General features: G+C 60.8%; 19 protein-coding genes. 9 read left to right on the top strand and 10 right to left on the bottom strand.

The window, feature by feature from the left end; genetic code table 11:
- Positions 1 to 46 precede the first annotated feature (46 nt).
- From hisI to BLO80_RS13425, 8 genes are all read left to right on the top strand, one after another.
- Positions 47 to 445: a phosphoribosyl-AMP cyclohydrolase gene (gene hisI / locus BLO80_RS13460; RefSeq protein ID WP_003196931.1), complete on the top strand. Its 399-nt coding sequence runs from the start codon at positions 47 to 49 to the stop codon at positions 443 to 445.
- Positions 438 to 770: a phosphoribosyl-ATP diphosphatase gene (locus tag BLO80_RS13455; protein ID WP_003186671.1), complete on the top strand. Its 333-nt coding sequence runs from the start codon at positions 438 to 440 to the stop codon at positions 768 to 770. The genes hisI and BLO80_RS13455 overlap by 8 nt, the downstream gene beginning before the upstream one ends.
- 24 nt (positions 771 to 794) lie before the next feature.
- On the top strand, positions 795 to 1,082 hold the full coding sequence (locus BLO80_RS13450; RefSeq protein ID WP_092328814.1) for a twin-arginine translocase TatA/TatE family subunit: 288 nt from the start codon (positions 795 to 797) through the stop codon (positions 1,080 to 1,082).
- A gap of 10 nt (positions 1,083 to 1,092) precedes the next feature.
- Positions 1,093 to 1,512, top strand: coding sequence for a Sec-independent protein translocase protein TatB (gene tatB, locus BLO80_RS13445; RefSeq protein WP_092328811.1), 420 nt, complete (start codon positions 1,093 to 1,095; stop codon positions 1,510 to 1,512).
- Positions 1,509 to 2,306 carry a twin-arginine translocase subunit TatC gene (gene tatC / locus BLO80_RS13440; RefSeq protein ID WP_092203302.1) on the top strand — a complete coding sequence of 266 codons (798 nt, stop codon included), beginning with the start codon at positions 1,509 to 1,511 and terminating at the stop codon, positions 2,304 to 2,306. The genes tatB and tatC overlap by 4 nt, the downstream gene beginning before the upstream one ends.
- Positions 2,303 to 3,010 carry a 16S rRNA (uracil(1498)-N(3))-methyltransferase gene (locus BLO80_RS13435; protein ID WP_092328808.1) on the top strand — a complete coding sequence of 236 codons (708 nt, stop codon included), beginning with the start codon at positions 2,303 to 2,305 and terminating at the stop codon, positions 3,008 to 3,010. The genes tatC and BLO80_RS13435 overlap by 4 nt, the downstream gene beginning before the upstream one ends.
- 129 nt (positions 3,011 to 3,139) lie before the next feature.
- Positions 3,140 to 5,056, top strand: coding sequence for a methyl-accepting chemotaxis protein (locus BLO80_RS13430; protein ID WP_092328806.1), 1,917 nt, complete (start codon positions 3,140 to 3,142; stop codon positions 5,054 to 5,056).
- 1,375 nt (positions 5,057 to 6,431) lie between these two features.
- Positions 6,432 to 6,773: a DUF6124 family protein gene (locus BLO80_RS13425; RefSeq protein ID WP_092328803.1), complete on the top strand. Its 342-nt coding sequence runs from the start codon at positions 6,432 to 6,434 to the stop codon at positions 6,771 to 6,773.
- 125 nt (positions 6,774 to 6,898) lie between these two features.
- On the opposite strand, the gene BLO80_RS13420 is transcribed toward BLO80_RS13425, so the two are convergent.
- On the bottom strand, positions 6,899 to 8,047 hold the full coding sequence (locus tag BLO80_RS13420) for a PheS-related mystery ligase SrmL (protein ID WP_092328800.1): 1,149 nt from the start codon (positions 8,045 to 8,047) through the stop codon (positions 6,899 to 6,901).
- A gap of 431 nt (positions 8,048 to 8,478) precedes the next feature.
- Here BLO80_RS13420 and BLO80_RS13415 point away from each other — a divergent pair, with 431 nt between their 5' ends.
- The gene (locus BLO80_RS13415; protein WP_092328798.1) at positions 8,479 to 9,405 is read left to right on the top strand and encodes a CgnE/CgnB domain-containing protein; all 927 of its coding nucleotides are present in this window, start codon (positions 8,479 to 8,481) and stop codon (positions 9,403 to 9,405) included.
- A 91-nt stretch (positions 9,406 to 9,496) separates the two neighbouring features.
- Here BLO80_RS13415 and mdoH read toward each other — a convergent pair whose 3' ends face one another.
- The 9 genes from mdoH to hutH all read right to left on the bottom strand — a co-directional run bounded on the left by mdoH (position 9,497) and on the right by hutH (position 21,603).
- Positions 9,497 to 12,067 carry a glucans biosynthesis glucosyltransferase MdoH gene (mdoH, locus tag BLO80_RS13410; RefSeq protein ID WP_072407405.1) on the bottom strand — a complete coding sequence of 857 codons (2,571 nt, stop codon included), beginning with the start codon at positions 12,065 to 12,067 and terminating at the stop codon, positions 9,497 to 9,499.
- Complete coding sequence (locus tag BLO80_RS13405; protein ID WP_092328991.1) at positions 12,060 to 13,835, bottom strand: glucan biosynthesis protein G; 1,776 nt, start codon at positions 13,833 to 13,835, stop codon at positions 12,060 to 12,062. The genes mdoH and BLO80_RS13405 overlap by 8 nt, the downstream gene beginning before the upstream one ends.
- A gap of 320 nt (positions 13,836 to 14,155) precedes the next feature.
- Positions 14,156 to 14,593 (bottom strand): D-aminoacyl-tRNA deacylase, encoded by a 438-nt coding sequence (gene dtd, locus BLO80_RS13400; protein ID WP_092201114.1) that lies wholly within the window; start codon positions 14,591 to 14,593, stop codon positions 14,156 to 14,158.
- Positions 14,590 to 15,561 carry a prolyl aminopeptidase gene (gene pip, locus BLO80_RS13395; protein WP_072407409.1) on the bottom strand — a complete coding sequence of 324 codons (972 nt, stop codon included), beginning with the start codon at positions 15,559 to 15,561 and terminating at the stop codon, positions 14,590 to 14,592. Before pip ends, dtd begins: the two co-directional genes overlap by 4 nt.
- A gap of 105 nt (positions 15,562 to 15,666) precedes the next feature.
- The gene (locus BLO80_RS13390) at positions 15,667 to 16,578 is read right to left on the bottom strand and encodes an alpha/beta hydrolase (RefSeq protein WP_256574204.1); all 912 of its coding nucleotides are present in this window, start codon (positions 16,576 to 16,578) and stop codon (positions 15,667 to 15,669) included.
- Positions 16,579 to 16,732: 154 nt separating this feature from the next.
- The gene (locus BLO80_RS13385; protein WP_092328792.1) at positions 16,733 to 17,680 is read right to left on the bottom strand and encodes a choline ABC transporter substrate-binding protein; all 948 of its coding nucleotides are present in this window, start codon (positions 17,678 to 17,680) and stop codon (positions 16,733 to 16,735) included.
- A gap of 263 nt (positions 17,681 to 17,943) precedes the next feature.
- A complete protein-coding gene (gene hutG, locus BLO80_RS13375; protein ID WP_092328787.1) occupies positions 17,944 to 18,747 on the bottom strand; it encodes an N-formylglutamate deformylase in 804 nt (267 codons plus the stop codon).
- A 10-nt stretch (positions 18,748 to 18,757) separates the two neighbouring features.
- Complete coding sequence (gene hutI / locus BLO80_RS13370; RefSeq protein ID WP_092328785.1) at positions 18,758 to 19,960, bottom strand: imidazolonepropionase; 1,203 nt, start codon at positions 19,958 to 19,960, stop codon at positions 18,758 to 18,760.
- 110 nt (positions 19,961 to 20,070) lie between these two features.
- Positions 20,071 to 21,603: a histidine ammonia-lyase gene (gene hutH, locus BLO80_RS13365; RefSeq protein ID WP_092328782.1), complete on the bottom strand. Its 1,533-nt coding sequence runs from the start codon at positions 21,601 to 21,603 to the stop codon at positions 20,071 to 20,073.
- Between the last annotated feature and the right edge of the window lie 61 nt (positions 21,604 to 21,664).

The following is a 21,664-nucleotide window of genomic DNA, read 5'->3' as shown; positions in this document are numbered from 1 at the left end:
CTGGGCCCGCCGACGTCAGGTGCGCGGCCCATGGTCGGAGTCAACGATGAAAAACTGGCAGGACGAGATCAAGTGGGACGCTGACGGCCTGGTGCCGGCCATCGCCCAGGACCACAAGACCGGGCGCGTATTGATGATGGCCTGGATGAACCGTGAAGCACTGGCCCTGACCGCCGCCGAGAACCGAGCCATCTATTGGTCACGTTCCCGTGGCAAGCTGTGGCGCAAGGGTGAAGAGTCCGGGCATGTGCAGCACCTGCATGAGATGCGCCTGGATTGCGACGGCGACGTCATCATCCTGATGGTCGAGCAAGTCGGTGAGATTGCTTGCCACACCGGCCGTCAAAGCTGCTTCTATCGCGTCTTCGAGAACGGCGATTGGAAAACCGTCGACCCGGTGCTCAAGGACCCGCATGCCATTTATTCAGGACATACCCATGAGTGACACCCTGACCCGCCTGGCCCAGGTGCTGGAAGAGCGCAAGGGCGCCGCGGCCGACAGCTCCTATGTCGCCAGCCTGTACCACAAGGGCTTGAACAAGATTCTGGAAAAAGTCGGCGAAGAATCCGTCGAGACCATCATCGCTGCCAAGGACGCCGCCATCAGCGGCGACTGCAGCGACGTGATCTACGAGACCGCCGATCTGTGGTTCCACAGCCTGGTCATGCTGGCCCAACTGGGGCAGCATCCGCAGGCCGTACTGGATGAACTCGACCGTCGCTTCGGTCTGTCCGGGCACGTCGAGAAAGCCTCGCGCCCGTCCGCCTGATCCATTTTTGAGAGGAGTAGCCACATGGGTATCTTTGACTGGAAACACTGGGTCGTCATCCTGATCGTCGTGGTGCTAGTGTTCGGCACCAAGAAACTGAAGAACCTCGGCACCGATGTCGGCGAGTCGATCAAGGGTTTTCGCAAGGCCATGAACGATGACGAGAAACCGGCCGATCCGACGACAAACCAGACTCAGCCCGCACAACCGACCCAACCGGTACATCCACAGGCCACTCAGCCTGTGAATGCGCCGAATACCATCGACGTGCAGGCCCAAAAAGTCGAAGAGCCCATCCGTAAAGACTCGTGAGCACTGACTAATGTTTGGGATCAGCTTCACTGAACTGCTGCTCGTCGGCCTCGTCGCCCTGCTGGTACTGGGCCCCGAGCGCCTGCCGGGTGCTGCGCGCACCGCCGGTCTCTGGATCGGGCGCCTGAAGCGCAGCTTCAATGCGATCAAACAGGAAGTTGAACGTGAAATCGGTGCCGACGACATCCGTCGGCAACTGCACAACGAACACATTCTGTCCCTGGAGCAGGAGGCGCGGAAAATCTTCACGCCCACCCAGCAGGAACCGACGCCAGTTCAGCCTGAGGCCGAGCCGACGGTGGCTCCCCAAGTGCCAGAAGGTGGCGCGCCGGTGGCTGAACCGGCGCCAGTGACACCGACGGTCGCGGACACAGCGCCCCCAGCTGTCCCTGCGCCTAACGATCCTACTTTGCCGCCGCGAGCCCCATGAGCGATATTCCTGAAAACGACCAGCCGATGCCGCTGGTATCGCACCTCACCGAGTTGCGCACCCGCCTGCTGCGTTGCGTCGCGTCGGTGTTCATCATCTTCGCCGGGCTGTTTTCCTTCACCCAGCAGATCTACACCTTCGTCTCCACGCCACTGCGCCAGTACCTGCCGGTAGGCGCGACAATGATCGCCACCGACGTGTCGTCGCCGTTCCTGACGCCATTGAAGCTGACGATGATGGTCTCGCTGTTCCTGGCGATCCCGGTGATCCTCCATCAGATCTGGGGCTTCATCGCACCGGGCCTGTACAAGCATGAAAAGCGCATCGCCGTGCCGCTGCTGGTGTCCAGCATCCTGCTGTTCTACACCGGCATGGCTTTCGCCTATTACCTGGTGTTCCCGCTGATCTTCAAGTTCTTCGCCGCCGCCACCCCGGCGGGCGTGGAGATGATGACCGACATCAGCAGCTACCTGGATTTCGTCATGACGCTGTTCTTCGCCTTCGGCGTGGCGTTCGAAATCCCTGTGGCCGTGGTGCTGCTGGTGTGGATCGGCGTGGTCGACGTGGCCTACCTGAAGAAAATCCGCCCCTACGTGATCATCGGCTGCTTCGTGGTCGGCATGATCCTGACCCCGCCGGACATTTTCTCCCAGACCCTGCTGGCGGTGCCGATGTGGCTGCTGTTCGAGATCGGCATCCTGTTCGGCAGCCTGGTGCGCAAGCGCCGGGAAGAAGAACCCGAGGACCAGCCGGTCGATGACCACAACGACCAGCCGCCAGCGACCCAAGCGTGAACCTGCTGCTGCTCGAAGAGGCCGACTTCATCGGGCCTGACCGCGTCATCCTGAGCGATCGCCGGTTGACCCATATGCAGGAAGTCCATCGCAGTGCCGTCGGTGACAGCCTGCGGGTCGGGCGCATCGGTGGGTTGATGGGCTCGGCCCAGGTGCTGCGCCTGGAAGCTCGCGAGGCCGAACTGCAAGTGACCCTCGACCAGCCGCCGCCGGCCAAGTTGCCATTGACCCTGGTGCTGGCGCTGCCACGTCCGAAGATGCTCAGGCGAGTATTCCAGACGGTCGCCACCATGGGCGTGCCGAGGGTGGTGCTGGTCAACAGCTATCGCGTGGAAAAGAGCTTTTGGCAGACACCATTCCTCGAGCCCGAGGCCATCCGCGAGCAACTGATCCTGGGCCTGGAACAAGCCCGGGACAGCGTGCTGCCAGACATCATCATCGAAAAACGCTTCAAACCCTTCGTCGAGGACCGCCTGCCGGCCATCGCCAACGGCACCCTCGGCCTGGTCGGCCACCCTGGCGGCCACCCGCCCTGCCCGCGAGCGCTGACAGAACCGGTGACCTTGGCCATCGGCCCCGAAGGCGGTTGGATTCCCTACGAGATCGACCTGCTGGGCAAGGCCGGCCTGCAACCGGTTCAACTGGGCGAACGAATCCTGCGGGTCGAGACCGCGGTTACGGCGCTGCTTGCCCGGTTGTTCTGAGCCGGCAACCCCCGCACAGACATGATCTTTGTGGCGAGGGAGCTCCCAGCACCTATTTTCTACAGATCCCGCCAAAGCCGCCGATACAGATCCCATAAAACCAATTCAACGCTCCAAGGGAGTATCAGCATGTTCCGGTGGCTTGCCCAGGGTCTGGGAAATGTAAGCGTCAATCGCAAACTCGGCGTAGGCTTCGGCTTGGTGTTGTTCCTCACCTTGATGATCGCATTCACCGGCTGGTCCGGCCTGAGTAATGTCATCAGCCGGGGCGATAAACTGGGGTTCATTGCCAGTCTCAACGACTTGAGCAAAGACTTGAACCTGGCCAGCATCGACTACAACACCACGCGGGGCGAGAAAGGACCGCAAGCGGTCAACGATCTGCTTGGCAAGCTCGAGGCCGGTCTGAAAACCGCTCGCGAGTTGATCGAACAGCCGGCCGACGTCGCGCTGATCGACAAGCAACTGGCTGCCGTCGCCGAATACAAAAGCGCCTTCGCCCAGATGACCCGCGCTACCGTCAGCCGCGAAGATGCACGCAGCAAACTCGGCGCCAGCGCCGACAACGCCGTGGCCCGCGTCGCCGAAGTTGAAAAGTTGATGCTGCAAGCCGGCGATGTCACCCCGTTCAACAGCGTGGTCACCCTGAGCAAGGCCATCCAGCAGGCCCGCTACCAGGTTCGCGGCTACACCTACAGCGGCAAGAGCGAAGCCCAGCAACCCGCCCTCGATGCCATCGACAACGTCCTCAAACTGCTTGCACGCCTGCCAGACGAATTGCCCCAGGAACACGCCGCCAACCTGCAGCAGGCCAGCGACTCGTTCAATCTGTACCGCGCGGCGGTCGCCCAGTTCCGTGATTCACAAATCGAAAACGCCGCCGCACTCCAGCGTATGACTGAGCAGGGCCAGATTCTGATCGATTCCAGCCAGAAACTGACCGTGTCCCAGACAGCCGTGCGTGACCACGACGTTGCCCAAGCCAAGACGCTGCTGGTCGTAGCCGCCACGCTGGCGCTGCTGTTCGGTGTGATCGCTGCCCTGTTCATCACCCGGCAGATCGTCGGCCCGCTCGGCGAGACCTTGAAAGTTGCCGAACGCGTCGCCGCCGGCGACCTGACCCACAACCTCACCTCCGACCGTCGCGACGAACTGGGCCAACTGCAACGCGCCATGCAAAGCATGACCGTGGGCCTGCGACAATTGATCGGTGGCATCAGCGAAGGTGTGACCCAGATCTCCAGCGCCGCCGAACAACTCTCGGCGGTGACCGAGCAGACCAGCGCCGGGGTCAACAGCCAGAAAGTGGAAACCGATCAGGTCGCCACCGCCATGCACGAAATGACCGCCACAGTGCAAGAAGTCGCGCGCAACGCCGAGGAAGCCTCCGAAGCCGCCGTCGCAGCCGACCAACAGGCCCGCGAAGGTGACAAAGTGGTGGGCGAGGCCATTGCCCAGATCGAGCGGCTGGCCAAGGAAGTAGGCAATTCCACCGCCGCCATGGGGGAGTTGAAGCGCGAAAGCGACAAGATCGGCAGCGTCCTGGACGTGATCAAGTCCGTGGCCCAGCAGACCAACCTGCTGGCGCTCAACGCGGCCATCGAAGCGGCCCGCGCCGGCGAAGCCGGGCGTGGTTTTGCCGTGGTGGCCGATGAAGTCCGCAGCCTGGCCCAGCGCACCCAGAAGTCCACCGAAGAAATCGCAGAACTGATTGTTGGCCTGCAAAGCGGCACCGAACAGGTCGCGACCATCATGGACAACAGCCGCAGCCTGACCGACAGCAGCGTCGAACTGACCCGCCGCGCGGGAGGCTCGTTGGAGAGCATTACTCGCACGGTTTCGGCGATCCAATCAATGAACCAGCAGATCGCGGCCGCGGCCGAGCAACAGAGTGCAGTGGCTGAGGAGATCAACCGTAGCGTACTGAATGTGCGTGATGTGTCGGAGCAGACAGCCTCGTCCAGTGAAGAAACTGCGGCCTCCAGTGCCGAGCTGGCGCGGTTGGGGGTTCATTTGCAGACGTTGGTGGGACGGTTCCGGGTTTAACTTGGCGTGGGGATACCCGTGCTCTTCAGGGCACACAGTATTCACGCACACCGCCGAGCCCTGTGGGAGCCGAGCTTGCTCGCGATAGCGGTGGGTCTGCTTGCATCCATGCTGAATGTACCGCCGTCTTCGCGAGCAACTTGGCTCCCAAACAGTTTTTGGTCGTTTACAGGATCAGTGTCCACCGCCGAGCCCTGTGGGAGCCGAGCTTGCTCGCGATGGCGGTAGGTCTGCTTGCATCAATGCTGAATGTGCCGCCTTCGCGAGCAAGCTCGCTCCCACAATTGGATCGGAGTACGACTGGGTGAACCAGGTCGGCTATCAGGCCGCCTCGCGAGCAAGTTTTGCTCCTACACAGGTTTTTGGTCGTTTATAGGATCAGTGTCCACCGCCAAGCCCGGTGGGAGCCGAGCTTGCTCGCGATGGCGGTGGACCTGCTTGCATCCATGCTGAATGTACCGCCGTCTTCGCGAGCAGGCTCGCTCCCACAACTGGATCGGAGTACGACTGGGTGAACCAGGTCGGCTATCAGGCCGCCTCGCGAGCAAGCTGTGCTCCCACACAGTTTTTTGGTCGTTTATAGGATCAGTGTCCACCGCCGAGCCCTGTGGGAGCCGAGCTTGCTCGCGATGGCGGTGGGTCTGCTTGCATCAATGCTGAATGTGCCGCCGTCTTCGCGAGCAAGCCCGCTCCCACAGGGGGAACGCGGTCCCCATCAAGAATCAGGTCGGCTATAAGGCCGCCTCGCGTCGGACGTTGATCTCGGCGCCCCGTTAACCACGCTGGCCGAACGCAGGTATTGTGGAGTGGGCATCCCGGCATGGATGCCGGGATAGCCGCGCTGGGCCATGGATGGCCCTTCGCGGCGGGCCCACGGAGCAATGCCTGCGTTCGGGCACACCGAGCCTAGGCGAGGTGCCGAGTGGTGGGGCATAAAGCGTTTTGGTTACTTTTGCGCTTCTCAAAAGTGACCCGCCGTAAGGGCGGAACCCTAAGCAGCCGTTACCCAAATAACGGATATACACACAAAAACCCCCACTCCCACAATCCGTCATCCCAAGGCTACGGAGCCTTGCGCCATTGCCCACAACTACGCCAGAATCCGCCGGCTTGTGCGCCTTGGGCCTGGGCTTTAACGTTTGCGGGTCGCTGTCAGTTCAGCGATCGGGTTTAGCAGCCTGGACATCCTAGACGTACGCTCTCCACATGCATGAGCAGGCTTCAACGCTTGCGCATCTATGCCATGGCGGTTGTGCGTGGGAGACCTTCGGGTCTGCCGGGTTCTAGGGTCCCGGTCTGCTAACCCGCGTACAGTCGCCACCATTCTCGTTTAGCAGCGATATCTGGCGGCTCCACTACCCTAGGAGCGTCAACCATGCACAAGGTCACACCCAACCCACCCGAACCAGAAACAGACCCCAAGAAACTCCAGGAAGCCTCTGATCGCGCGCTCGATTACTACCTGAACCCCAAACAGGCCAAATCCGAGAATAAACCGTCGCCAGGCCAGCTCTTCACCATCGTCGACGGCATCGACACCGAAAGCCTGCTGGCCAACCTCAGCGAAACCCTGGCCTCAGCCGATGCCATGGTCAGCGACCTTGCGTTCGACCTGAAAGGCTCACGACGCCATGTTGCCCTCGGCATCCTGCAACTGATCGAACTGAGTGGTTTGTTGGCGAATCGACTGTTGGATAACGTCAACCCGCAGCACTGACCAACATCGCCGCAAAACTCAGGACCACAGATAAAAAACTCGCCAACAAAAAGCCCCGCGTTCTTTCAGAGGCGGGGCTATTTTGATTTATCTGGGAGACGGAACCAGCACGATTGGCGAGTGCATTAACGTACCGTCAAGTCCATTCGGTATCCTGCCCCCGGAGCGCCTTCGTGCAACGCCGACTGAATCCTTTCATACAAAGCATTAGCCTCCGCAGTCGTTATTGACCGAGAACAATCACGCAGTACGACGCGCAGTAGAACATTCTCCTGATCGGCCAGAAGGCCAAGCCGCTCAATAGCCTGGGGCGGCAATTCAGATGAAACCCAACGTCCTTTGATCTGCATTTCCTCGATCCAGCCAGAACAGTCCCCGGCCGCCTGAAGCATCCTCTCCGTCAGCACCTCCTCGCTCAATCCAGGAGACACCGCCACCGAAATATCTCGAGAAATCGAAGGCAAGCGCGAAACGGCGCTCCATGGCCGCAGATCTTGCATTTGAGCCTGCACTCGTTCGTTAGAGTCTCGCAACAAACGGATATCTGGAATGCCCTTGCGTAGCATCGTCAACCGATCCAGGCCCATTCCCAACGCTAGTCCACCATGGCTCCGAGGATCAATTTTTAATCGCCTCAGTAGCGAAGTGGCGATGAGGCCGCATTCGAGTACTTCAACATTGGCGCCGTCGTTCAATACATTCACTTCGATTCCACCCTCGGTGTAGTGATGCGGGCTGTCGCTGTAGACCCAAGGCTTATCGGGTACCGCGGCGCCAAGAATATCGCCGACCAGACGCAACAGATGCTCACGATCCGAAAGTTCTGGATCGCCCAGAACCCAAACATCCATTTGATGCGGTTCGGCGCAATGCCACCTATCCCGACTGTCGCGGCGAAATGTGATGCCCGGAGCGGCGAGCAGGATCATTTCCCCCGTCTTGCGCTCTTGAGCAGCCAGTTGAAGGGCGACGGGAATCTGGCTGGTAGTTTGCGTGCGCAATAGCGAATGTTCGCTCACCCAGCGCGTGTGTTCACTGCCCAAGGTGATCTCTGCCGGGTCATAGCCCAGTAGCCCATAGTTTTCTTCGGCAGACACGATACGCGGGCCAGTCTGAATACGTGCCCGAGGCCAGCCGTTACGAATCAATCCCTCGACAATCTCATCGACCATCAGCCGAACCGCGTGGACGGGTGTATGTGTTTCCGTCAGGTCTGTTACGGACAGCGCCTGCTGGAGAGCTGCATCAGACAAATATTTTTTTGTACCTGCCATTTCCGACCCCTTAGTTTAAAACATCAAACGAACAGCAATAAAACCTATCAACACTAGACCACCCAAACAACGCCAGCGGGTCATTTACTTAAATTTCAGAAAACTGCTACAGACACTTCCCACACAAATAACCTCTTCGCAGCCAACAAACAAAAAACAGCACAATCCATTCTAAAAAACTCAAAAAAACCTATTCCAAACATTAGAAATACTTGAATTAATACAACCTCCCTTGTTCGACAAAGGGATTCCCAACAAAAAGGAGGGTAACCATGAAACAGCAAATAGATACATCAGAAAAACTGAGTCGCATGACCTCTGGCCCTGAAAACTTTGGATGGGCTCCATTGGCTTGGGCCTACATGGAGGACTGACTTCCGCTAACCAGCGGACGGCATTGTAGATGCCGTCCGCCTACCCAGGAGCAATCCATGTCATCCATGACCAGTATCCACACACTTTTTGGAGAGGAAGAATTCTGGGTCATTGCAGACTCCCAAGAATTCCTTGATGAATGCAGTCATCAAGGATTAAACACTGCGCACATTCACGAGCTCAGTACTCTTCCTCGAAATAGCATAATTTTCTCGTTCAGCGACAACGCGGCCAAGCTCACGTTGGAGATTGCCAAGGCCACCCCAGTCAAGAAGAGCGTTTTCTGCGCAGCACAGGTCTTCGATCCGTCTTTCAGTAGCGCGAACTACGGTTTACGCTTACTGCTTAACAGCGATTTCAGAAGAGCGTTAGAAAGACAGCGTTTCTTTTTAAACATGCTTAACTCCTATGACTCTTTTCTCCTATCAGGCGAAGACACTTTCGGAAAGGTCACACTCAACCGCCAGGCTGAGCCCTACGCTTTGATAGAGGAGGATATTTCAGAGAACTTCATACACTCAGCAGCCGAATTTTTCGAAGTGCACTATGCCCATATGAATATTCATGAACGCTGCCCGTTCTGTTTGAACGGAAAAATTAAGATTTCTGGAATCTTAACAGTATTAAGAAAAGCCAACCCACAATTACCCAAGAACATTCGAGCCAGGCTTGCGCTGTTATCAGACTCGCTAGCCAAGGCGGGAGGATTTCTGACAGTTGTGGAAAACAAGGTCACGTCTTTACAAGCCGACAACGAGGAGCATATCGAAACATTGAAATTAGCTGCCGGGGCTCGAGGACTCGGACTCACCGAATTCGCCATCGGCGTCAACGAGGAAATAGCAGCCTGCATAGATTACAAGGTGAACTCTCAAATGAATGAGGGCATCAACGGTGTCCACTTGGCTATCGGGGATGGTTCCAGCGGCTTTCACATTGACTTCCTCAGTCCAGACGTCAATGTCACTCCAGTTGTTCAATAACGCTAGTCACTCGAAATCCGGAAGTCCCACGTACAAATCCTTAGGCCAACAAAAAGCCCCGCTTCCTTTCAGAAGCGGGGCTTTTTGCGTATCAGGCCACTTGAGGCTGCACGCTCACCGGCTGTAGCGGTAGCAGCGGTGCATGAGGGTCGGCCTTGACCGACTCACGCCATGCTGCCAGCCACTCGGGATGCGCCTCGCTCCAGACCTGCTCGTGCAGGCGAGACAAGGCCACCGGGTCGCTCAGCAGGGCCAGCCGCTCGGCATTGCTGAGACCGGCAGGGCCGACCTTCAGGGCGTGACGAACGCGTTCGACCCGCAGCCATTCGATCGGCTCGGCCTTGCCGTGACGCGAGGTCGCCAGCGCATACGCCAAGGCGTTCTGTTGTGGATCGACCACCGCCCGGATGAAACCGTCGTTCAGTGCATGCCAACGGTTCTCATGGGTGTACTGGTCAGTCGACAGCAGCTCCTGCGGCGGTGCGTATTCCTCAGGGATCAGGAACAGGCTTTCATCACGGGACTTCAAGCCCAGGCCCACGCGGCTGGAGATCACCGACACCGGGATCGACAGCATCAGCGAACCCACGATCGGCACCAGCCACCACAGGAAGCTCGGGTTCAGCCAGATCACCAGGAGGGCCCAGAAGAAGCCCAACAAGGTCTGCGGACCGTGGCGCTTGACCGCTTCGCTCCAGGGTGTGGAGTCATCGTCACGCTTGGGCGAGTTCCAGGTTGCAGCCCAGCCCAGGAATGCGGCGAGCACAAAGCGGGTGTGGAAGATCATCCGCACCGGCGCCAACAGCATGGAGAAGAGCATCTCCAGCAGCATGGACAACGTCACCTTGAACTTGCCACCGAACGCCTTCGCCCCTTTCGCCCATATCAGCACGATGCTCAAGAGCTTGGGCAGGAACAGCAGCACGATGGTCGTCGAGAACAGGGCGATGGCCTTCTCCGGATGCCATTGCGGCCACAACGGATAAAGCTGGCGTGGCTCGAGGAAGTACTGCGGCTCCATCAATGTGTTCACCGCCAGCAGCGCGGTGGACAGCACCAGGAAGAAGAACCACAGCGGCGCCGACAGGTAGGACATCACGCCGGTCAGGAACACCGCACGGTGCACCGGGTGCATGCCCTTGACCAGGAACAGCCGGAAGTTCATCAGGTTGCCGTGGCACCAGCGACGGTCACGCTTGAGTTCGTCCAGCAGGTTTGGTGGCAGTTCTTCGTAGCTGCCCGGCAGGTCATAGGCAATCCACACGCCCCAGCCGGCACGACGCATCAACGCGGCTTCGACGAAGTCGTGGGACAGGATCGCGCCGGAGAACGCGCCTTTACCCGGCAACGGCGCCAAGGCGCAGTGATCGATGAACGGCTTCATGCGGATGATCGCGTTGTGCCCCCAATAATGGGATTCGCCCAACTGCCAGAAGTGCAGACCGGCAGTGAACAACGGACCATACACCCGGGTGGCGAACTGCTGCATGCGCGCATACAGCGTGTCCATGCCCGAGGCCCGCGGCGCGGTCTGGATGATGCCGGCGTCCGGTGTGGCTTCCATCAGCCGGACCAGGCTGGTCAGGCATTCGCCGCTCATCACCGAGTCCGCGTCGAGCACGACCATGTACTTGTAGTCGCTGCCCCAACGACGGCAGAAGTCGTCGAGGTTGCCACTCTTGCGTTTCACGCGACGGCGACGACGGCGGTAGAAGATCTTGCCGAAGCCCCCGGTTTCACGGCAGACATCCAGCCAGGCCTGCTGTTCGGCCACGCAGATATCGGTTTCGTTACTGTCGCTGAGCACGAAGAAGTCGAAGCGATCCAGGTCGCCGGTGGCGGCCACCGACTCGAAAGTCGCGCGCAAACCGGCGAATACCCGCGGCACGTCTTCGTTGCAGATCGGCATCACCAGCGCAGTGCGGGCGTCCTTGGGAATGGGCTCGTTGCCAGCGCTGGCGCCGGAGATGCGGTATTTGTCATGGCCGGTGAGCAATTCGAGAAAGCCCATCAGCGCCGTCCAGAAACCCGCCGACACCCAGCAGAACAGGATCCCGAACAGAATCAGGATGCTGGTCTGCAACGCATACGGCAGCACTTGCGTGGCCGTCTGCAGCAGCGGTTGGTGCAAGACTTCGTCCAGATCCACCAGCGACCAGCCCTGGTACGGCATGATGCCTTTCATGTACCAACCGGCAACGATGGTCTGGCCGAGCATCAGGATCAGCAGGATGTAGCGGCGGATCGACCCCACGGTACGCCAGCGCGCATGAGGCAGCACGCGCTCATCCTTGGGCGGCTTCGGCGGGTTGGTACGCCCGGTCAGGCGCCGCCAACCGCGCACCAGGATATTGGTGCGCCACGGTTCCGGCACGACCTTGGTGCGGCGAATCGGCGGCGTCGCCTTCAAGCACACCCGGCCGTTGGCATCGAGGGCCAGCATTTCGGCATCCTCGAGTTCCTCGGCAGTGCTCAGCGTCAGGCGACGGCCCACCGAGGCTTGCGCCGCCTCGTTGGGTGCGTCGAATGTCGAAGAAGCCAGGCGCTTGTGCAATTCGCTGAATGACGTGCAGCCCGCCAGCTCGGCGCGCTGCTCGTCGGTCATCGGCAAATGGGCCAGATACTCACTCAGAGATTCTGGTTGTACGGACGTATTACTCATCGGCAGGCAACTGGTAGCTCCAGGTCTCGGTCAGGACTTGTTCAGTCTGCTCCGGTTCCTGTGGGGTTGGGGTCGGCTCGGCAGCGGCGGCGGCGGACGACTTGACGGCCTTGGCCTCTTTCGGCTCGCCGGCCTGCTCGTTGGCTTGCTCTTTTTCGCTCTGCTGCTTGGCGACCTTGTCGGCCTTGGCCAGCGTGGTCACGGAATGCGTGGTGGCTGGCAGCTCGACAGGGACAAGCGGCCTGACCAATGCGGCACGCATCTCGGTCGCTTTGCTCGGGTCCTTGATCTTCATGCGCAGCGTCAGGCGCCAGCCCTTGGTTTCAGGGTTGTAGCGCACGCTGTTCTCGACGATCTCGGCGTTGTCGCCAACGCTCACCTGGCTACGCACCTCGGCCTCTTCAGGCAGCGCTTGCAGGGACGGCCCTTCGAAATCCACCAGGTAAGCCACACTTCCGTCCGGTTGACGGATCAGGTTGGACTGCTTCACGTCACCGGTCGAACGCAGGGTCTGCTTGACCCAGGCGCTGTCTGGCGAGTGCAGGTTGGCTTCGTCGAGGGTCCAGTGCAGACGGTAGGCGAAGTCCAGTGGCTGGCCTGGCTCAGGCAGTTTTTCCGGACTCCAGAACGCAACGATATTGTCGTTGGTTTCGTCGGCGGTCGGGATTTCAACCAGATCGACAGTCCCTTTGCCCCAATCGCCTTTCGGTTCGATCCAGGCGCTTGGACGTTTTTCGTAACGGTCATCCAGGTCTTCGTAATGGCTGAAGTCACGACCACGTTGCAGCAGGCCGAAACCACGCGGGTTTTCTACCGAGAAGTTGCTCACGGCCAAGTGTTTCGGGTTGTTCAGCGGACGCCAGATCCACTCGCCGTTGCCGGCATGGATGGACAGGCCGCTGGAATCGTGGAGTTCACGACGGTAGTTAAGCACCTTGGACGGCTGGTTGGCGCCGAACAGGAACATGCTGGTCAACGGGGCGATGCCCAGCTTGTTGACACGATCACGCAGGAACACCCGTGATTTCACGTCCACAACAGTGTCGGTGCCCGGACGCACGATCAGGCGATAGGCGCCAGTGGCCCGTGGCGAATCCAGCAGGGCGAAGATCACCAGGTGCTTGTCGGTCGGTTTCGGACGCTGGATCCAGAACTCGCGAAAGCGCGGGAACTCCTCGCCGGATGGCAACGCGGTGTCGATGGCCATGCCACGAGCGGACAAGCCGTAGACCTGGCCTTTGCCGATGACGCGGAAATAACTCGCGCCCAGCATGGTCATGATTTCGTCTTGCTTGTCGGCCTTGTTGATCGGGTACAACACGCGGAAACCGGCGTAGCCCAGCTGTTCGGTGGCCTTGGGATCGAACTTCACGTCGCCGAAATCGAAACGTGTCGGGTCGTACTTGATCTCGTCGACGGTGGTCGCGGTGATTTCGTTGATCTTCACCGGTGTGTCGAAATGCATGCCCTGGTGATAGAAGGACAGCCGGAACGGGGTCTTCTGGTCGGCCCATTCAGCTTTTTCGGTGCGGAAACGAATTTTCTGATAATCGGCGAATTTCATTTCGCGGAATTCGTTCGGCAAATTGCTGCGCGGGGCTTCGAACTTCTGCCCGGCCAATTCTTGTGCCTTCGCCGATACATCATCCAGGCTGAATGCCCACAGTTGGCCCGCGCCGAACAGGCACAACAGGGCCGAGCCCGTTACCAGGGCGCTTCTCAACCGTTTGGCCGTCATTTTTGGTGCATTACAGGGACTAACAATCACGAGCAACCCTCGCCGAAAACTGATCAAAAAACCAACGGCCAGATAAAGTATCTGCACGGTAACGGCGCTGAAAAACCGCTCCTGCGGACCACTCTTGCCAAGTTGGCGAGCATTGTTCCGACTCCGACGGGGCAAAATGATTCCCCAAACGGTCCAGGACAACTCTCTACCTAAGTCAAATGGACCAGCGAACGCTGATCCCCCGTAGCGCGCGATTATCTAGTAGCCCGCGTGACAACGCATCAGGGGTAGCAAAGTATTTATCGAGAAAACTCACCGTTTTACCTCGAAACAGAACCGAAAAGATGTTTCTAACGCTTTCAGGACTGTAACAGGAAGGTTACCGGGCCATCATTGACCAGATGAACCTGCATGTCGGCGCCGAATCTACCTGATGCCACAGTGCCATGCACCTGTTTCGCCTGACTCAACAAATAGTTGAACAATTCTTCGCCCAGGGCCGGAGGCGCAGCCGTGGAAAAACTCGGGCGCAGACCGCTCTTGGTGTCTGCCGCCAAGGTGAATTGCGACACCAGCAGCAACCCACCACCGACATCCGCCAAGGACAGGTTCATCTTGCCCTCGGCGTCGCTGAACACCCGATAGTTAAGCAGCTTGTGCAGGAGTTTGTCGGCGCTGGCCCGGGTGTCCCCTGGCTCGACGGCCACCAGCACCAGCAAGCCCTGGTCCACGGCCCCGACGATTTCGCCTGCCACCTCGACCCGGGCGCCGCGCACCCGTTGCAACAGCCCCTTCATGCTTCTTCGGGCGGCAAGTCGAGCAGGCGCCGGGCCATTTGCGCGGCGGCGCGCACCAACGCGTCAGTAATCCCCGGTTCCGAGGCGGCGTGGCCGGCGTCGCGGATCACCTGCAGTTCGCTGTTGGGCCAGTTCTGATGCAGCTCCCAGGCATTGTCCAATGGGCAGATGACGTCGTAGCGGCCGTGCACGATGACGCCTGGCAGATGGGCGATCTTGCCCATGTCGCGAATCAACTGGTTGGGTTCGAGGAAAGCGTTGTTGGTGAAGTAGTGGCATTCGATCCGGGCGATCGACAGCGCCCGCTGCGGCTCGGAGAAGCGATCGACCACCAGCGGGTTCGGACGCAGGGTGGCGGTACGACCTTCCCAGGTGGACCAGGCCTTGGCCGCGTGCATCTGGGCGATCTGGTCGTTGCCGGTCAGGCGCTTGTGGAAAGCGCTGAGCAGGTCGTCGCGCTCGTCCAGCGGGATTGGTGCGATGTAGTCCTGCCAGTAGTCGGGAAACAGGCGACTGGCGCCAGCCTGATAGAACCACTCGATTTCCTGCGGACGGCAGAGAAAGATCCCACGCAAGATCAGGCCATGCACCCGCTCCGGATGGGTCTGGGCGTACGCCAGGGCCAGGGTCGAACCCCAGGAACCGCCGAATAGCACCCATTTGTCGATACCCAGGTGCTTGCGGATACGCTCCAGGTCTTCGACCAGATCCCAGGTGGTGTTGTTTTCCAGGCTGGCGTGGGGGGTGGACCGACCGCAACCGCGCTGGTCGAAGGTGACGATGCGGTACAGGTTCGGATCGAAGTAGCGACGGCTCTGCGCATCGCAGCCGGCACCCGGGCCGCCGTGAATGAACACCACTGGCAGCCCTTCTGGGGAACCGCTTTCATCGACATAGAGCGTATGGGTGTCATCGACAGCCAGATCGTGCCGGGCATGGGGTTTGATCTGCGGGTACAAAGTCTGCATTGCGCGCTCCGTAAGGGGTCGAGTCATCCCTGTAGGGACTTCTATTTAGTCTGCCGTCCGGCATCATAAACCCGAATGACCTTAATGAGCATGTCCCCTGCGCAGTCAAAGCATGTCAGCCAGGTACGCCAGCAGCGCGCGATACATCCGATCGACCTCCGGCACCTGGCCCCGGCCACGCAGGCAACCGTGGACCAGCCCGTTGCCGACATACAGCACGGCGGCCCTCCCTGCGGCGTTCAGCCGCTCGCAATAAAGGATGCCGTCGTCGCGCAGTGGATCCCATTGCGCGACGACAACCAGCGCCGGCGGCAAGCCGTCCAGGTTGTCGGCGAGTAACGGCATGGCATAAGGCGAGGGATGAGCGCCACCCAGGTACAGCGCCTCATAGCGCTCCAGGTCGCGACTGCTCAGGAGCGGGGCATCGAAGCACTCGTGACGCGACGGCAGATCCGCGGGGCCACCGAGCGCCGGATAAATCAAGACCTGGGCCCGGGGCAACGGTTGCCCGGCATCGCGCAAGGCCAGGCATAACGCGGCGGCGAGATTGCCGCCGGCGCTGTCACCGAGCACCAGCCGGCGACGGGGGTCGATGGCAAACGGGGCGTCCGCCAAGTGGCGCCACACCGCGAGGCAATCTTCGAAACCGGCCGGAAACGGATGCTCCGGGGCCAGCCGGTAATCCACCGCCACCACCAACGCGCCCAGCTCAGCGGCCAGCTCCATGCAGATGAAGTCATGGGAATCCAGGTCCCCCACGACCCAGCCGCCACCGTGCAGGTAAAGCATGCATGGCCAGCCGGCGAGCGGTGCCGCACATTGCGGGTAATAGGCCCGCACCGCCACGCCGGCCAGTTCGAAATCCTCGATGGCCAGCGTCGGCGGGCAAGGCGCAGTGAACGCCCGGCACATCTGGCTGTAGGCCTGGCGCGAACCGACGAGGCTGTCGTCCGCGCTGGTGAAGCTCAGGGTTTTGTCGATGAAGGCTGACATTGCCTGGGAGAGTGGGTAAGTCATCTTGGTTTGCCGTGGTGTGGCTTGGAGGCTTTTGTGGCGAGGGAGCTTGCTCCCGCTGGGTGGCGCAGCCGCCCCAAGAATCTTGTGAGCGCTGCGCACTCAAGCGGGAGCAAGCTCCCTCGCCACAGGGGTTATCAGTGCCCGGAAAACTGCCTCAGTTCTTGAGACTGGCCTGCACCGCCGCCACGCCATCCTTGCCATCGAAGCTCGTGACACCCGCCAGCCAGCGCTGAAGATCCTCGGGGTGCTCGCGCAGCCACTGGCGGGCAACGTCCTGGGGTGTCTTGCGCTCCATGATCGGCACCATCAACTGACTCTCCTGGGCAGCGGTGAAGGTGAGGTTTTCCAACAGCCGGCTCACATTCGGGCAACGCTGGGCGTAGTCCGGCGCGGTCACGGTGGACACGGTCGCGGCGCCTTCGTTCGGACCATAGACGTCCTCGCTGCCGGTCAGGTACGTGATGTTCATGTTGATGTTCATCGGGTGCGGGGTCCAGCCGACGAAGACCACGAACTCCTTGCGGTTCACCGCCCGCTGTACCGCCGCCAGCATGCCTGCTTCACCGGATTCGATCAGCTTGAAGTCCTTGAGGCCGAAGTGGTTGGTCTCGATCATGGTCTTGATGGTGGTGTTGGCGCCGCTGCCCGGCTCGATGCCGTAGATCTTGCCGCCAAGCTGATCCTTGAACCGGGCGATGTCGGCAAAGGTCTTGAGGCCCGCCGCCGCCACGTAATCCGGTACGGCCAATGTGGCCTGGGCGTCGGCCAGGCTTGGTTTGTCCAGTACCTTCACCTGGTTGGCCGCCAGGAACGGGGCGATGTTCTTGTCCATCGCCGGCTTCCAATACCCCAGGAAGATGTCGAGCCGCTTGTCGCGGATGCCGGCGAAGATGATCTGTTGCACGGCACTGGTCTGCTTGCTGTCGTAGCCCAGGCCGGTGAGCAGTACATCGGCCATGCCGCTGGTGGCGATCACATCGGTCCAGTTGACCACGCCCATGCGCACGGTCTGGCAGGACGCAGGCTCGGCGGCCATCGCCCCGGTGCTGAGTAGAACGGTACCGCAGAGGAACGACAGACAGCGTTTGAACAGTCTTTTCATCGCGAGGGTCTCGTGCGGCAGCGGATTATTGTAGGGCGGTGTCTTCGCGCACCGTGACCGGAACATTACGCAGCGTCGAGGGGGTCAAGATGAACTGTGGCGACTCGGTTTTGCACGGTGGCGACAGGTAGGGAGGCATGAAATGCTTTTGTGGCGAGGGAGCTTGCTCCCGCTGGGTTGCGCAGCGGCCCGCAAAATTTCACGAGCGCTACGCACTCGAGCGGGAGCAAGCTCCCTCGCCACAAAAGCGGCCTCGCCACAGGTCAGTGTTTGTAAACCTGCTGTCCCCACGCCAGGAAACCTTCCAGCAACTCCTTGAGCACCACCTGGGTCGGCGCCGCCAGATCCGGGCGGTAGTTGAACGGTTCGAATTCTTCCATGTAGGTGCTCTGGCACAGTTCCAGTTGCACCGCGTGGATGTCTTCGGCCGGGTTGCCGTAGTGCCGCGTGATGTGTCCGCCCTTGAAACGCCCGTTGAGCACATGGGTGAACTGGCCGTGGCGGGCGCAGATGGCTTCGAGCTGGCTGGCCAGGGTCGGGTCGCAACTGGCACCGTTGAACGTACCGAGGTTGAAGTCCGGCAGCTTGCCGTCGAACAGGTGCGGGATCACCGAACGGATCGAGTGGGCGTCGAACAGCAAGGCGTAGCCGAACTCGGCCTTGAGCCGCACCAGTTCCTGCCGCAGCGCTTGGTGGTACGGCATCCAGACCTGCTGCAGATACGTCGCCCGTTCCTCGGCCGACGGTTCCAGCCCTTCGCGAAATAACGGCACGCCATCGAACAGCGTCGCCGGGTACAAACCGGTGGTGGCGCCGACGTACATCGGTTTGTCATCGGAGGGGCGATTCAGGTCGACGACGAACCGTGAATACTCGGCGGCCAGGATGCTGGCGCCCAGCTCATTGGCGAACTCATAGAGCTTGGGAATGTGCCAGTCGGTGTCCGGCAGGCTCTGGGCTTCGGGAATCAACCCGGCCTTCACCGCCGGGGTCAGGCGCAGGCCGGCGTGGGGCATGCTGACCAACAGCGGCACGCGCCCTTGCTTGAAATTCAGGACCTTCTCCACAACATTCTCCTCAATCGATTTCAACGCCGTGACGCACGACGCGTTTTTCCAGATCGCCACCGAGCCAGTACGCCAGGTCGGCCGGGCGGTCGATGTGCCAGGCGACAAAATCCGCGACCTTGCCGACTTCCAGCGAACCGTGGGTGGCGGCCATGCCCAAGGCCTGGGCCGCATGAATCGTCGCCCCTGCCAGGGCTTCTTCCGGGGTCATGCGGAAACAGGTGCAGGCCATGTTCAACATCAAGCGCAGCGACAGCGCCGGCGAGGTGCCGGGGTTGAGGTCGCTGGCCACGGCGATTTTCACCCCGTGCTTGCGCAGGGCATCCATGGGCGGCAGTTGGGTTTCCCGCAGGAAATAAAACGCCCCCGGTAACAACACCGCCACGGTGCCGGAAGCGGCCATGGCCTTGGCGTCGTCCTCGGTCATGAACTCCAGGTGATCGGCCGACAGCGCCTGGTAACGCGCCGCCAGGCTGGAACCGTGCAGAGACGACAATTGTTCGGCGTGCAGCTTCACCGGCAACCCTAATTGTTGCGCGGTGATAAACACCCGCTCGACCTGCGCCGGGGAAAACGCCAGGTATTCGCAAAAGGCATCCACCGCGTCCACCAGCCCCTCGGCCGCCAGGGCCGGCAGCATCTCGGTGCAGATGTGTTCGATGTAGTCATCGGCGCGATCCTTGTACTCCGGCGGCAAGGCGTGGGCCGCCAGGCACGTACTGCGCACGCTGACCGGCAATGCGTCACCGAGGCGACGGATGACCCGCAGGATCTTGCGTTCACTGGCCAGGTCCAGGCCGTAGCCGGACTTGATTTCCACCGTGGTCACGCCGTCGCGCATCAGGCTTTTCAGGCGTCTGGCGGCGCTGGCGAACAGTTCGTCTTCACTGGCGGCGCGGGTGGCACGCACGGTACTGGCGATGCCTCCGCCAGCCGCCGCGATTTCGGCGTAGCTGACGCCTTGCAGGCGCTGTTCGAACTCACCGCTGCGGTTGCCACCAAATACCGTGTGGGTGTGGCAGTCGATCAACCCCGGCGTGACCCAGGCGCCCTTGAGGTCGGTGACCGCCGGGTAGTCCCCCGTTGGCAATTCGGCACGCGGGCCGATCCATTGAATGTGCTCGCCCTGGGTGACGATGGCGGCGTCTTCGATGATCGAGTAGACGCCCTGGGCCATGGTGGCGGCGTGGCAGTTTTGCCAGAGGGTTTTCATCCCGGTTTCCTCGTCGCGTTCAAAATCGAATCGCGAGCAAGCTCGCTCCCACAAGGATTTCCGATGCACTCAAAACCCCTGTGGGAGCGAGCTTGCTCGCGATGAGGCCCTTACAGGCTCGGCAACAACTGCGCCGTGACCAATTCGTTCAGGCACCGACTCGCCAGCAACTCACTGGCGGCATTGATGTCCGGCGCAAAGAAGCGATCCTTTTCATAAAACGGCACTTGTGCACGCAACAGACCACGGGCCCGCTCCAGTTTGGAAGAAGTCTTCAAACCGCCGCGCAGGTCCAACCCCTGGCATGCCGCGAGCCATTCCACCGCCAGAATCCCACGGGTGTTCTCGGCCATTTCCCACAGGCGCTTGCCGGCGGCCGGGGCCATGGAGACGTGATCTTCCTGGTTGGCCGAGGTCGGCAGGCTGTCCACCGAATGGGGGTGGGACAGCGCCTTGTTTTCACTGGCCAGGGCCGCCGCGGTGACCTGGGCGATCATGAAGCCGGAGTTCACCCCGCCATTGGCTACCAGGAACGGCGGCAACTGCGACATGTGCTTGTCCATCATCAACGAAATCCGCCGTTCGCTCAGGGAGCCGATTTCGGCAATCGCCAAGGCCATGTTGTCGGCGGCCATCGCCACCGGTTCGGCGTGGAAGTTGCCCCCGGAAATCACGTCACCCTCGGCAGCGAACACCAGCGGGTTATCCGACACGGCGTTCGCTTCGATCACCAGCACTTCGGCGGCCTGGCGGAACTGGGTCAGGCAGGCGCCCATCACTTGCGGTTGGCAACGCAGGGAGTACGGGTCCTGGACCTTGTCGCAGTTCTGGTGCGAGTCGGAGACTTCGCTGCGCTCGCCCAGCAGGTCACGGTAAGCGGCGGCAGCATCGATCTGGCCTTTCTGGCCGCGAGCCGCATGGATGCGCGCGTCGAACGGCGAGCGCGAACCGAGTACCGCTTCCACCGTCAGGCTGCCCAGGGCCAGGGCACCGGCAAACAGGTCTTCGCCTTCGAACAGGCCACGCAGGGCAAACGCAGTGGAGACCTGGGTGCCGTTGAGCAGCGCCAGGCCTTCCTTGGCGGCCAGGGTCAGCGGCGCGAGACCGGCGACTTTCAGCGCCTCGACGGCCGGCAGCCATTCGCCCTTGTAGCGGGCCTTGCCCTCACCCAGCAGCACCAGGGACATGTGGGCCAGCGGCGCCAGGTCACCGGACGCACCGACCGACCCCTTGAGCGGAATGTGCGGGTAGACCTCGGCATTGATCAGCGCAATCAGCGCATCGATCACCTGCCGACGGATGCCGGAAAAACCCCGGCTCAGGCTGTTGACCTTGAGCACCATGACCAAGCGCACCAACGCATCGCTGATCGGCTCGCCCACGCCGGCGGCATGGGACAGCACCAGGGAGCGCTGCAAGTTTTCCAGGTCCTCGCTGGCGATGCGAGTCGAGGCCAGCAGGCCAAAACCGGTGTTGATGCCGTAGGCGGTGCGGTTCTCGGCCAGGATCTGCTCGACGCAGGCGACGCTGGCCTCGATCTGCGCCGACGCGCTGGCGTCGAGGCTCAAGGTCACCGGTTGCTGATAGATGTCACGCAATTGAGCCAGGCTCAATTGACCGGGAATCAGGTTTAAGGCAGTCATGTATTGCTCCTTTTGAGAGTTTTGTTTTTTCACCCGCCAGTCGCTCCGGAATGTTCCGTTG

The sequence above is a fragment of the Pseudomonas sp. NFACC56-3 genome, assembly GCF_900100025.1.
GTDB classification, from domain to species: Bacteria; Pseudomonadota; Gammaproteobacteria; order Pseudomonadales; family Pseudomonadaceae; genus Aquipseudomonas; species Aquipseudomonas fluorescens_AA.
Note: the sequence above shows the minus strand (reverse complement) of the source record. Positions and strands in the feature narration are given on the sequence as shown.